General features: G+C 47.2%; 10 protein-coding genes. 9 read left to right on the forward strand and 1 reads right to left on the reverse strand.

The genetic code is table 11. The annotated features are described in order from the left end of the window. The 4 genes from ACDJ58_RS11280 to ACDJ58_RS11295 all read left to right on the forward strand — a co-directional run bounded on the left by ACDJ58_RS11280 (position 1) and on the right by ACDJ58_RS11295 (position 6,702). Complete coding sequence (locus ACDJ58_RS11280) at positions 1-1,143, forward strand: amidohydrolase family protein (RefSeq protein WP_413377916.1); 1,143 nt, start codon at positions 1-3, stop codon at positions 1,141-1,143. Between the two features lie 492 nt (positions 1,144-1,635). After that, the gene (locus ACDJ58_RS11285) at positions 1,636-2,805 is read left to right on the forward strand and encodes a glucose-1-phosphate adenylyltransferase (protein WP_413379603.1); all 1,170 of its coding nucleotides are present in this window, start codon (positions 1,636-1,638) and stop codon (positions 2,803-2,805) included. A 27-nt stretch (positions 2,806-2,832) separates the two neighbouring features. Next, entirely contained in the window at positions 2,833-3,936 is a 1,104-nt protein-coding gene (gene glgD / locus ACDJ58_RS11290) for a glucose-1-phosphate adenylyltransferase subunit GlgD (protein WP_024631848.1), read from the forward strand. Positions 3,937-4,269: 333 nt separating this feature from the next. Beyond that, a complete protein-coding gene (locus ACDJ58_RS11295; RefSeq protein ID WP_413377918.1) occupies positions 4,270-6,702 on the forward strand; it encodes a glycogen/starch/alpha-glucan phosphorylase in 2,433 nt (810 codons plus the stop codon). Between the two features lie 111 nt (positions 6,703-6,813). On the opposite strand, the gene ACDJ58_RS11300 is transcribed toward ACDJ58_RS11295, so the two are convergent. Then, positions 6,814-7,623: a CPBP family intramembrane glutamic endopeptidase gene (locus ACDJ58_RS11300; RefSeq protein ID WP_413377920.1), complete on the reverse strand. Its 810-nt coding sequence runs from the start codon at positions 7,621-7,623 to the stop codon at positions 6,814-6,816. 428 nt (positions 7,624-8,051) lie between these two features. Between ACDJ58_RS11300 and ACDJ58_RS11305 the strand changes: the two genes are divergently transcribed. From ACDJ58_RS11305 to dctA, 5 genes are all read left to right on the forward strand, one after another. Beyond that, positions 8,052-8,210, forward strand: coding sequence for a GyrI-like domain-containing protein (locus ACDJ58_RS11305; protein ID WP_413377922.1), 159 nt, complete (start codon positions 8,052-8,054; stop codon positions 8,208-8,210). A 43-nt stretch (positions 8,211-8,253) separates the two neighbouring features. Beyond that, positions 8,254-8,712, forward strand: coding sequence for a VanZ family protein (locus ACDJ58_RS11310; RefSeq protein ID WP_413377924.1), 459 nt, complete (start codon positions 8,254-8,256; stop codon positions 8,710-8,712). A 120-nt stretch (positions 8,713-8,832) separates the two neighbouring features. Further along, entirely contained in the window at positions 8,833-10,524 is a 1,692-nt protein-coding gene (locus ACDJ58_RS11315; RefSeq protein WP_413377926.1) for a glycoside hydrolase family 13 protein, read from the forward strand. 89 nt (positions 10,525-10,613) lie between these two features. Continuing rightward, the gene (locus tag ACDJ58_RS11320; protein ID WP_063563389.1) at positions 10,614-11,306 is read left to right on the forward strand and encodes a metal-dependent hydrolase; all 693 of its coding nucleotides are present in this window, start codon (positions 10,614-10,616) and stop codon (positions 11,304-11,306) included. 240 nt (positions 11,307-11,546) lie between these two features. Continuing rightward, the gene (gene dctA, locus ACDJ58_RS11325; RefSeq protein ID WP_413377928.1) at positions 11,547-12,899 is read left to right on the forward strand and encodes a C4-dicarboxylate transporter DctA; all 1,353 of its coding nucleotides are present in this window, start codon (positions 11,547-11,549) and stop codon (positions 12,897-12,899) included. Positions 12,900-13,097: the final 198 nt, after the last annotated feature.

Raw genomic sequence — 13,097 nt, forward strand, 5'->3', positions numbered from 1 at the left:
ATGACCCAGGTGAAATCGGAGGAGCAAAGCTTTAAACATATTTTTATAGCAGGTATTGAAGGCAAACGGTTCGATATCTCCATTCAGAATGGACGGTTTGCATCTGTTACAGAATCCGTGACACAGAATGATAACCCATCGCCTCCGGGTACAGATTTATGGATAAGTCCCGGAGTTATTGATCTTCATACGCATCTGGCCTGGACAGACTTTGACCATGCAGATCAATTGAAACGTGACAGCCATGAGGTTGAAGAGATGCAGGCGCAAGCTTTTGCAGCTACCCTCCGGACGGGAGTAACTACGGCTCGCGATGCAGGTGGAATGCTGCCAAGCACCGCTCGGCATCTCGCTCAGCACTATCAACATCCCTTAAGAGTTGAAACCAGCAGTGAAATGCTGGGAGCGGCAGATGCCCGTGGTGTGAAGCATCTAGAACAACGGTTGAACGGGATTTTTGATACAGGCGCGGGCTGGATTAAAATCATGGCGACAGGTGGGCTGGGAGCCCCTACGGAACAAGTGCTCGATCCTGTATTTTCGGAGGAAGAGTTCGCGTTCATCGTTCGTCATGCCCATGCTCACCATAAAAAGGTGTTAGTTCATACCTGGGGTGGAGTGACGATAGACTGGTCAATTCAGGCCGGGGTGGAATCGGTGGAACATGGAATGTTCTTATCGGAGGATCAGGCCAGCAGACTTGCGCAGTCCCGAACGGCCTTTGTGCCCACCACATCGATTTATCGTATTGCCGCAGATCCAAAAGGCGTGCTGGCGTTGCCTACTGTTATCAGTGATCGTGCTGCTCGCGCTACGGAAGCTCATTCTACAGCCATCGGATATGCCAAAAGAGCAGGAGTTCGTTTCGGTTTCGGTACCGATTACGCCACACCTTCACTGCATGGCTATAATCTGCAAGAGTTGGATACGCTGATCGATTATGGCTTGACCCGCGCAGAGGCGTGGCAATCTGCGACGACCAATGCTGCTGAGATTCTGGGTCGTGGCAACGAATTGGGACAGATTGCAGAAGGCTATATTGCGGATGCTATTATTTTCAATGCAGATCCGTATCAAACGAAAAATGCAGATCAGCTGAGGGAGAGCATCGTATCCGTAATTATTGGGGCGCAGAAACCATAAATTGGTTTCTGCGTTTTTTTCTTTACTCGTGAGTGCAGTGAGCGATATGTTGCTCGGAAGGAAAAGGGAGCGATAATTAAATCCCCAAAAAGTTTTCCAAAAGGATTTTGCAGACCCATCATCGAATACAATATTTAATAACAGCGGCATAAAGGAAGGAGTGATATCCACTTAAACTTTTGTCGAAGTTTTCCAGCAAGATTCCTCAGCCCGTTTCGTGTTTAATGTTATATAGGAGTAATGTATTGCATTTTTCACGGGGTACACCTTAATTTTTACATCCACCTATCACCTCTACACAACAAGTACAGGCAATTCTGCATGTATCATCTACTTTCAGACATTACAAAGAACAACGTTTGGCTGCATTTTCAATGCAACACAGTCTGTACAGCATGCTCCTAATCATGACAAAAGTGTCCACACAACAGCATATCGGATTATGGGCTCTGAAATGAATTAGAACGAATGCACATGGAGGAGGCTGTAATGATGGCAAAAAAAGAAGTTGTAGCGATGCTGCTCGCTGGAGGGCAAGGCAAAAGATTAAAGGGACTGACCAAATCACTGGCCAAGCCTGCTGTTTATTTTGGCGGAACCTACCGCATCATTGATTTTCCTCTAAGTAATTGCTCCAATTCTGGCATCGACACGGTCGGTGTATTAACCCAATACGAACCTCTGGTGCTGCACTCCTATATCGGCATTGGCAGTGATTGGGATCTGGACCGCAAAAATGGCGGGGTATATGTACTTCCTCCTCACGAACGTGAAGACGGTAGTAACTGGTACCGCGGTACGGCGGATGCGATCTACCGTAACCTGAATTTTATCGAACAATTCGATCCTGAGCATGTGCTCATCTTGTCAGGGGATCATATCTATAAAATGGATTACGAGAAAATGCTTCAATACCATAAAGAAAAGGATGCAGATTGCACCATATCGGTCATTGACGTTCCGTTGGAAGAAGCCAGCCGGTTCGGGTTGCTCAACACCCACGATGATTATCGCATCTATGAATTCGAAGAAAAACCTCCTGAACCCAAGAGCACGCTTGCTTCCATGGGTATCTATCTCTTCAAGTGGGATGTGCTGAAACGTTTCCTGATCCAGGACGAACAGCAGGCATCCACCTCCTATGATTTTGGCAAAGATATCATTCCCTTGTTGCTTGAAAATGAAAAATCACTATACGCTTATCCATTTGAAGGGTATTGGAAGGACGTAGGTACGATCCGCAGTCTGTGGGAATCCAATATGGACCTTCTGGATGAGGAAACCCCGTTTAATCTGAACGACCCGGACTGGCGTATCTATACCCGAAATCCGAATCAGCCTGCGCAATATATTTCACCATCGGCGAAGGTGCGGAATTGCATCATCAGTGAAGGCAGTGTTGTGCATGGTGAGGTTAATCATTCCGTCATGTTCTACGGAATCGAGGTGGGGGAGAACAGTTCCGTAACCGATTCGGTGATCATGCCAAAAGTGAAGATTGGACAAAATGTACGCATTCACAAAGCTATTATTGCCGAAGGATTGGTGATCCCGGATGGAGTACATCTGTCACCCGCCCCTGATGATGAGAGTGATATATTACTGGTCGATCAGGAAGAACTGGAACGTCAGCTTCTCGAGGGAATGACAAGCAAAGCCTAATCTAAACCCCAAAGGACGGTGCATGCGATGAAACCATTGATCGGAGTTATTAACCTTGACCATGAGCTTGAGGAATTGAAGGAATTGACGTACTTTCGCTGCGGAGCCGCGGTGCCTTATGCCGGGCGTTACCGTCTGATTGATTTTGTATTATCCAATATGATGAATGCTGGCATTGAGAGTATCGGTGTATTTGTGCGTCGCAAGTACCGTTCACTCATGGATCATCTGGGAGACGGCAAGCCGTGGGATCTGGATCGCAAGCATGGCGGTATGTTTATTTTACCACCGGACTGGAACGATCCAACCGATACGTCACAAGGGGATTTGCAGCATTTTCACAATAATCTCGATTTCTTCCGCCGGGGTTCAGGGCAATATGTTGTCCATGCAGGTAGTCGGCACGTAACCAAAGCAGATCTGCAGGATGTGTACAGGTACCATATAAGCAAGGGCGCGGATGTAACGCTGGTCTGCAAAAAAGTGGATCAACTGCTGCCTGAACATGACGCCTGTGTCAAAGTAGAAGATGACGGGAACGGTAATGTGGTGGACATTCACCAAAGCGCCGATCACCCGAATATATATACAGAAATTTTCATTATGGAAAAAGAACTGTTCCTGCGCCAGGTGCAACGCTGCATCGCTCATGGCGAAAGCCATTTCTTCCGTGATGTGATTCAGAAAAACCCGGATGGCTTGAACATTGCTGCGTATGCCTATGATGGCTATCATGCCGTGATCAATTCGATCGACAGCTATTACCGCAACAGTCTGGAATTGTTGAATAGTGGACTGTATGAGCAGCTATTCAAGGAACAGCCTGTTCAAACCAAGATTAAATACGAGGCACCTGCCAAATACTTGGACACCGCTGAGGTGAAACATTCCTTGCTCGCGAACGGCTGTATTGTGGGTGGGGAAGTGGAGGACAGTATCCTGTTCCGTGGGGTGCATGTGGCGAAAGGTGCCAAAATTAAAGGCTCCATTATTATGCAAAAATGCTACATCGGAGAAGGCGCCGTTCTGGAGAACGTCATTCTCGACAAAGATGTGAAGCTAAGCGGCGGCCAGACGCTGATCGGCGACCCGTCGAACCCGTATATTCTGGCGAAGAGTACTATTATCTAATACCAACACTTAACCGATATCATCTATAAATATATATAAAATAAAAATCCTGTAGGATGGATTTAAGGTTCATGGGCGAAAGTTGAAATGCAACTTCGATTGTGCTTGCCAACGTGCAAACGTAGTGGAGGGAACGAAATCGATTCTGGAGAAGCGTAGCGTTCGCCTTTATCACTGTATTTTCACATCTGAATAATACAATGAAGAAAATATAGGGATAACAGCGATCGAAAGAACGATTCGTACCCGTAACGGCCACTTTGCTGGATGTTCGAGCACTTAAGTGTATGAACCGCCACTATCCTACAGGATTTCACCGGGAGGAACCTTCTTTTGTTTGACAACAAGGAAACGTTCAAGAGTATTTTTAGACGCAATCTGGTCAGCAAATTGGGCAAACCACTAGCAGAAGCAACGCAGGAGGATGTCTATCACGTACTTGGAAGCATGATCCGCGAATATGCGGGTCAGGATTGGGCGGCGTCGAATCAGGGGTTTAAGCAGCGCCAGGATAAACAGGTCTATTACTTCTCGCTGGAATTCCTGATTGGACGTCTGCTCGGCAACAACCTGTTAAATGTAAATGAATTGGAACTCGTTCGTGACAGTCTGGCTGAACTGGGCTTCTCTTTGGAAGAGGTGGAAGAACAGGAGGCAGACGCAGGTCTCGGCAACGGAGGTCTAGGAAGACTCGCAGCCTGTTTTCTGGATTCACTGGCTTCCCTCGGCTATGCAGGACATGGATGCGGAATCCGATATAAATATGGCTTGTTTGAGCAAAAAATTATTAACGGCAATCAGGTGGAATTACCCGATAATTGGCTCGAGAAGGGCAATGAATGGGAAGTACGCCGCCCGGACAAAAAGGTGGAAGTGCAGTTCTGGGGCCGTGTGGAAGCCTATGAACAGGATGGACATTACCAATTTGTCACGAAGGATGCCGAATCGGTTGTAGCTGTACCTTATGATGTGCCTGTGATTGGTTATGGCCAGCCCCATGTGAACACCTTGCGATTGTGGAGTGCGGAACCCAAGCGGGAGACTTCGCTCGATACCCCTTCGAACTATTACGGATATCTGGATTACAGTCGTTCGGTAGAATCGATTTCAGAGTTTTTGTATCCGGATGATTCCCAATACGAAGGCAAGCTGCTCCGTCTGAAACAGCAATATTTCATGTGTTCGGCAGGCGTACAGAGTGCTTTACGTACATTTAACAAGCTTGAGCTTTCGTATGATCGATTGCCGGATAAAGTGGCGTTCCATATCAACGATACTCACCCAACACTCGTGATTCCCGAACTGATGCGCATTCTGATCGATGTCAAAGGCTATGGATGGGATGAAGCGTGGGATATTACGACCCGCACCGTATCGTATACCAACCATACAACGCTAAGTGAGGCGCTTGAAAAGTGGCCTGTAGCCATGATCAGCAAGCTGCTGCCACGCATTTACATGATTATTGAAGAGATCAACAAACGTTTCTGCGGCATGCTGCTCGAACGTTACCCCGGAGACCAGGATCGTATTCAGCATCTGGCGATTGTTGCGAACGATCAGGTGCGGATGGCTCATCTGGCGATTGTGGGCAGTCATAGCGTCAACGGTGTCGCGGCATTGCATACCGAAATATTGAAGGAACGGGAAATGGCTCCGTTCTATGCACTATATCCCGAGCGTTTCAATAACAAAACCAATGGCATTACCCATCGCCGTTGGCTGATGCATGCTAATCCGAAGCTTTCGAATCTGATCACAGATACGATTGGAAGTGAGTGGATTAGGGAGCCGGGCAGACTGAATGAGCTGGTAGGCGTTGCAGACGATGCTTCATTCCAGCAACAGTTCCATTCCATTAAACGTAATAATAAGGAGCGACTGGCCGCGTACATCCTGGATCATACCGGAAAGGCTGTCAATCCGGATTCCATCTTTGATGTACAGGTGAAAAGGCTGCATGGGTACAAACGGCAGCTGCTGAACATTCTGCATGTCATGCATTTGTATAACCGCCTCAAGAGCGATGCTTCGTTTGATATCGTGCCACGTACGTTTATTTTTGGAGCAAAGGCAGCGCCGAGCTATTATTTTGCCAAGAAAATTATTAAGTTGATTAACACGGTGGCAGATACGGTCAATCGCGATGTGGCCGTGAAAGATCGCCTGCAGGTATTTTTCCTGGAAAACTACTCGGTCTCTCTTGCAGAGAAAATTATTCCTGCCGCGGACGTCAGTGAACAGATTTCAACCGCAGGCAAGGAAGCCTCTGGTACGGGGAACATGAAGTTTATGATGAACGGTGCGTTAACCATTGGTACCATGGACGGCGCGAATGTCGAGATGGCAGAGCAGGTCGGTCAAGACAATATGTTTATCTTTGGTCTGAGTTCAGACGATGTGCTTGATTATTACCGTTCCGGCAGTTATCTGCCGAATGAGATTGTACAGCAGGATGAACGAATTCGCGAGGTAGTGGAGCAACTGGTACATCCGGGAGCGTTCTGTGAGCGTGATGGTGAATTCTGGGATATCTATGATTCCTTGCTGGCCCATGGTGACGAGTACTTTGTGTTGCGTGACTTTGCTGCCTATGCCGATGCTCATGCTGCCATTGATTCGGCATACCGCGATGTAGCGGGCTGGACACGCAAGGCGGTACTGAATACCGCTCAATCCGGCATTTTCTCCAGTGATCGCACCATCAGTGAATATGCGACTGACATCTGGGGCATTCATCCGGTGTCCGGATACTGGAAAGGTTAAATAATTATTGTTTAACAATGAAATCCCCTTGTACACTAGGTTGATCTCTGTTGGGTTCATATACCTTCATCAGAGATCATTCCTTGTAGCACAAGGGGATTTTTGTATAAATCAGCCGACTGGTCGTGACACACTTTGGGCGCTATCGCGCCGCTTTTCACGACGAAGGATGATTGGAACCGTGATCACAGCAGCGATCACCAACAACGGAGCTAGTAAACCAGCGATGGGTAACGCCGATGCGCCATTCGCTGAGAAGACGCTCAAGTCCCAGAACCCGTGCAGGAATATGGAGGCCACGAGTGATCCGGTAGACCGCCGAGCAAGATAGAAGATCGAACCAAGGCCGAAAGCGATTATTACCTGGAACAGGGCACCCGCTCCGATGCCCCAGAACATGTTCGGCAGGTGAAAGACTGCGAACATCGCTGTTGAGAGCAGCCAGACCCCGGTTTCGCCGAATCGGCTGCGCAGAGCAACCATTAACTGACCTCGGTTGATCATCTCTTCATTGAAGCCGACCATGATACTGCCGAAAATGAGATACACCCACATGAGGGGGGTGACACGGGTGAAATCGCCGGTCAGCATGTTCACGATCGCGATGACCATCATGATGATCGGGAGAGTCGTTGTCCATCGAGAAAGATGCCGCCCTTCAACCAGGCTAGGACGCCACCATCCGTAGATCGTGACCATTGTGATGGTCAGCACGGCACCGCCGGACAGCGGTGCTATATACCAGAGAAGAAGGGTCCGCTCACTCTCACCCACTCGCGTGTAGTCAATGCCGTTGAGCAAGAAGATCGCGTAAAAGACTGCGCTGTAGAGGAAATATGTGAGAACACCCCATCCTACGCGGGGACGAACCCGAAGGGTAGGGTCCAAAGTTTCTTGCAGCTTGTCCCTATTAATTGACATTATAAACACTCCCACTATAAATTAATATTTTTTCATTTGTTCTTGTTTTCTTATGATTTTAACTTCGATTAAGTCAAGATATAGTCCCGCAAAGTCTTTGGAAAGAGTGCCGATAATACTGCGGAGTTTAATACAAAGGTTGCGAACGTCCAGCCTTTCATCCCCCCTACCTTCAACGAGCTCTTTTATGGTTAGGATCATGCGTCCTCCTTCTCGCAAATTCTATTTTCTCTGTGCTAATTTTTCCAACCACTAGGCGCAACAACAGTCTCATTGAGCTGGCAAACGCGAAAAGAAAGTAACACTGTATTGCTCCCTCATTTACAATTCTAGTAGGCCAAGTTAAATAGAAGCTAAACAAATGGATGAAAACCAGCTGAATTTTTACTGCTGTAGTTTAGGTTCTGTTTAGGTAACTATGTTTTACGGTGGAAGGGTCGGGACATGTTATCCGCAAAATGGTTTTTGGCAGCTGGCTGCCGCAGTCTGACTATAAACGAAGGGAAGGACCGGATTTTGAGGTGACGGATGTATGGGAGTCCACGCCTGAGCAGCTGGACATGAAGATCTATATCCCTTTAAAATAGACCTTACCGCTCCGCGGAAAAAAAGGTCGGAGGATTTGAGGGAATGAACGAACGTTCGTGGTTCCACTCCAGATGGATGCTTGCAATCATTGCCTGCATGGCAGTACTGTACATGTTGATTATGGGGAACTTGCTCTTTGTCAGCGGGAGAACGCCTGGTGTGAATTATCAATATAATCTGGTACCACTAGAAACAATTAAGCCTCTTCTTTTTGAAAAGAACAGATACCATACGGAAGCCTGGGTGAAGAACCTGTTTGGGAACATTGTTTTGTTCCTACCGCTTGGAATATGGATTCCTTGGTTATTCCGCAGGTGCCGAAAGTTTTTACCATTTACAGGTATTGTCGTCTTACTTTTGTTTGCTGTTGAGATTACGCAATTGATTACCCGTGTTGGTTCGTTTGATGTCGATGACATTATTTTGAATACGGTGGGTGCCTGGATTGGATACATAGGGTTTGCCTTATTCATATACTCACAGGGAAGGACTCGAAATTGAACTGCGAATAGCAGTTAATGATCGGGTCTTTATGTGTTACTGGATCTTTTCTGTTTATAAGAGGAGCATTTCGGATAAAACATACTAACGGGTTATATAGTAAAGAGTGATGAAAGCGAGGTGGTCTATATCGTTTGGTGGAAAGAGAGTGTGGTGTACCAGATCTATCCCAACAGCTTCAAAGATTCGGATGGGGACGGTCAGGGTGACTTGCAGGGGATATATGACAAGCTCGATTATTTGACTGGGCTGGGCGTGGATGTGATTTGGATCTGTCCAATTTACGATTCACCTGGGCATGATAACGGATATGACATCCGAGATTATTACTCCATTTTACGCAAATATGGAACGATGGAGGATTTTGACCGTTTGCTGGCTGAGGCGCACAAGCGTGGTCTAAAGATCATGATGGATCTGGTGCTGAATCATACGTCGGATGAACATGCGTGGTTTGCCGAGTCACGTTCATCGAAAGTGAATCCGAAACGGGATTATTATATTTGGCGTTCAGGCAAAAATGGTCAGGTTCCAAACAACTGGGAGTCCTACTTTGGGGGTTCTGTGTGGAAGCATGATCCGGAGACGAATGAATATTATTTGCATCTCTATACTGAACACCAGCCTGACCTGAATTGGAACAATGCACAGATGGCAGAAGAGATGTATGGGATGGTGCATTGGTGGTTACAAAAAGGTGTGGATGGTTTCCGTTTCGATGCGGTGGCACATATCGCGAAGGCAGAGGGGCTACCGAGCGCACATAATCCGGATAATCTGCCGGTCGTTCCTGCGTACCAGCTTTTTTCCAACCTCGAACAGGTACATTCGATCCTGAACAAACTCAACGACATGATCCTGAAGCCTTACGGTCCAATGACCGTGGGAGAGACTTCGGGGCTTGGACCGGAACAGGCACTGGCCTATGTTGGGACAGATCGGAATGAGCTCAATATGGTGTTCCAGTTTGAGCATATGTTTGTGGATGCGAAGTCGTCTGGAATCGGCAAATGGAATTATCGGGAGTGGAAGCTGCCCGAGCTGAAAGAAATTATGAGCCGCTGGCAAACCGTGCTGCATGACAGAGGCTGGAATGCCAATTACATGGGCAATCATGACCAGCCGCGTCCGGTATCCCGTTTCGGTGATGATGGAAGGTACAGGGTGCGCTCTGCCCAAATGCTGGCTACGTGGATGCTCACTCTGGAGGGTACGCCTTACATTTATCAAGGGGAAGAGATCGGCATGACCAATGTTGCTTTCCCTGATATTGAGGATTATCGTGATATTGAGACGATGAATTATTATCGGCAGCATATTGGTGAGGGGCGAGCGAAACATGAAGTTATGCAAGCGATCTGGCGCAAGAGTCGTGATAATGCCCGTACACCGATGCAGTGGGATGATACGAAACATGCGGGATTTACCGATGGTGAGCCATGGATTCAGGTGAATGAGAATTATCCTGAGATTAATGTTGAGGATGCCAAACGTGATCCCCAGTCCATTTTGCATTATTACCGTAAACTAATCGCACTTCGCAAACAACATAAAGTACTCATCTATGGGGTGTATGAGCTGCTTTTGCCGGATGATCCCGATATCTATGCCTACACCCGAACATTGGATGATGAGCAGATGCTGGTTATTCTGAATTTCCGCGAACATGAATCTGAGATGCAATGGCCTGAAGGTTGGAACGATGAAAATGCCAAGACGGTCATCAGCAATGTCAGCAGACGTTATTCCACCGATAAGGGCGCGATTCTTCTTCAGCCTTATGAAGCACGGGTTTATCGAATGCAGCGATGAGACATCTTTTTGCTTTGGCGAAGAGTTTTGAATTATAATATAGGTTGAAAATTAAACTAAACGAACGCATATGTCAGGAGGATACCAAGTTGCTGAATATTACTTACCACGGACACTCCAGTGTACAACTGGGCACAGAAGAGAAGTCGTTGATCATTGATCCTTTCCTGCGTGGCAATGAACTTGCTGTCACCAAACCGGAAGACATCAAGACGGATGCCGTTTTACTGACACATGCACATATGGATCACATTTTGGATGCTGAACCCATCGCCAAGGCCAACAATGCCAAGGTGGTTGCGATTGTGGAACTGGCTACATATATGTCTTGGAAAGGTCTGGATACACTCGGAATGAACATGGGTGGAACGGTGGATCTTGGTTTTGCGCAAGCCAAAATGATCCAGGCTTTCCATACGTCCGGAATCGTGCTGGAAGAGGAACAACGGATCATGTACGCAGGATTGCCTGCAGGATATATTATTAACATTGGTGGCAAAACCATTTTGCATGCCGGAGATACTAGTCTGTTCGGTGATATGAAAATGATTGGTGACCGCCATGATATCGACGTAGCACTATTGCCTATTGGTGGACATTTCACCATGGGACCGGAAGATGCTCTGCAGGCCGCCGAATGGTTCAATGCCAAGCTGACAATTCCAGTGCATTATGATACGTTCCCGGTGATTCGTCAGGATGCCGAGAAGTTTGTGGAGCAGCTTGCTTCCAAAGGTCTGGAAGGCCGTGTGCTGGCACCGGGGCAATCCCTTACCCTGTAATGCTCTTTTAATCACTGTTCAATCATAAAAGGTATACGAAGCTAAAGACGAATATCACGTCAAGATAACTGACGTGATATTCGTCTTTTTTCGGTTTCAAGTTCAATTTAGTACTCCATAGTTGGTCTGAATGACAAAAACCGTGAAATCCCATTGTTGAAGTTCATGCAGCAATGTTATAAAAAGTTACACGGAAACCAAACGGAAATCCGAATTGACCGAAAAACAGGGGGAGCGTTCATGTCATTTGTGAAATCATTGTTTTTTCAAATCATTGTAGCGGTTATCATCGGGATTGGTGTAGGCATTCTATGGCCTAATCTGGGCAGTCTGCTGCAACCGCTCGGAACAGGTTTCATCAAGTTGATCAAAATGATCATTGCTCCATTAATCTTTATGGTGATCGTGACAGGCATTGCCAAAATCGGTGATCTGAAATCGGTTGGACGCATTGGATTCAAAGCCATTCTGTGGTTTGAAATCGCAACGACGGTTGCCCTCGTCCTCGGACTCGGCACAGCCAATCTGCTTCGTCCGGGTGCAAGCATGAACGTGGACCCCTCGACCCTTGATGCAAGTGGCATCGAAGCCAAAACCAATGGCTCTGAACTGCCGCATGTGGTCGACTTTATTATGAACATTATTCCAACAAGTGTTGTAGATGCTTTTGCACAAAATGCATTGTTGCAAGTGCTGCTCGTTGCCTGTTTGTTTGGGGTAGCCTTGGCAGCAACGGAAAGTAAGGCGAAGGAGAATGTGCTGGCGCTAATTGAAAATGTATTGGGTATCTTGTTCCGCATGATTGGATACATTATGAAACTGGCACCGATTGGAGCATTCGGAGCCATGGCATACACTGTTGGAGCATATGGAGCATCCACGCTGTCCTCCTTCGGTTTGCTGATTATTGCCTGTTACGGAGCAGCGTTACTGTTTCTGGTGATGCTTGCACTGGCTGCCTGGTGGATTACAGGACTGAACTTTCTGCAATTTGTAAAATATACACGTTCCGAAGTGATGCTCGCGATTGGTACAGGTTCCTCGGAAGTCGTTATGCCCCGCATGATGGACAAGTTGACCAAGGCAGGATGTGACCGTGCTGTCGTCGGTCTCGTTGTCCCGACAGGGTACTCGTTCAATCTGGACGGAGCCTCGATCTACCTATCGCTAGCGACGGTTTTTCTAGCTCAGGCGGTTGGCATTGATCTGACACTGGGACAAGAGATTACGATTTTACTGGTGTTAATGCTTAGCTCCAAGGGTATGGCGGGTGTACCTGGCTCCGCATTCCTTGCTCTGTCTGCTACAGCTGCAGCCCTGAATGCATTCCCAGTAGCGGTTGTTGCCTTACTGCTCGGTGCGGATCGCTTCATGGACACCATGCGAGTATTCACGAATTTGATGGGCAACTGTGTTGCGGCATTTGTAGTGGCGAAATGGGAAGGGCTGTTGGACCAAAAACGTATGCGGGCGGTGCTTTCCGGGGAGATTAGTGCAGAAGAGCTGGAGAGAGAAGAACAAGCATCCTTGTCCTCGGTGAAGTTGAACAAAAGGGAACAGGGAAAAGGAATGGTTTCAACGGATATACTGTAAGAAACAGGAAGTGAACGAGATCCGTGTGAAGTTTTAACTCATCCTATCTTTAAATTTGAACCGTCTGTTACCCGCATGAAATCATGGGGTAACAGACGGTTTTTTTTGTTTCAGATACAGATATCATGGAGTTCTCGAACGCAAGCAGCAAAATAATTGTTACAGAGGAATCATTAATGGGGAATGTGTAGAAGAGGA

The organism is Paenibacillus taichungensis, assembly GCF_047302525.1.
Lineage (GTDB): Bacteria > Bacillota > Bacilli > Paenibacillales > Paenibacillaceae > Paenibacillus > Paenibacillus taichungensis_B.

Bases quoted from the DNA above. Each gene is read 5' to 3' on its own strand.
- ACDJ58_RS11310 (WP_413377924.1), top strand. From the start codon at position 8,254: ATGAACGAACGTTCGTGGTTCCACTCCAGATGGATGCTTGCAATCATT.
- ACDJ58_RS11300 (WP_413377920.1), bottom strand. From the start codon at position 7,623: ATGTCAATTAATAGGGACAAGCTGCAAGAAACTTTGGACCCTACCCTT.
- ACDJ58_RS11285 (WP_413379603.1), top strand. From the start codon at position 1,636: ATGGCAAAAAAAGAAGTTGTAGCGATGCTGCTCGCTGGAGGGCAAGGC.
- glgD (WP_024631848.1), top strand. From the start codon at position 2,833: ATGAAACCATTGATCGGAGTTATTAACCTTGACCATGAGCTTGAGGAA.
- dctA (WP_413377928.1), top strand. From the start codon at position 11,547: ATGTCATTTGTGAAATCATTGTTTTTTCAAATCATTGTAGCGGTTATC.
- ACDJ58_RS11280 (WP_413377916.1), top strand. From the start codon at position 1: ATGACCCAGGTGAAATCGGAGGAGCAAAGCTTTAAACATATTTTTATA.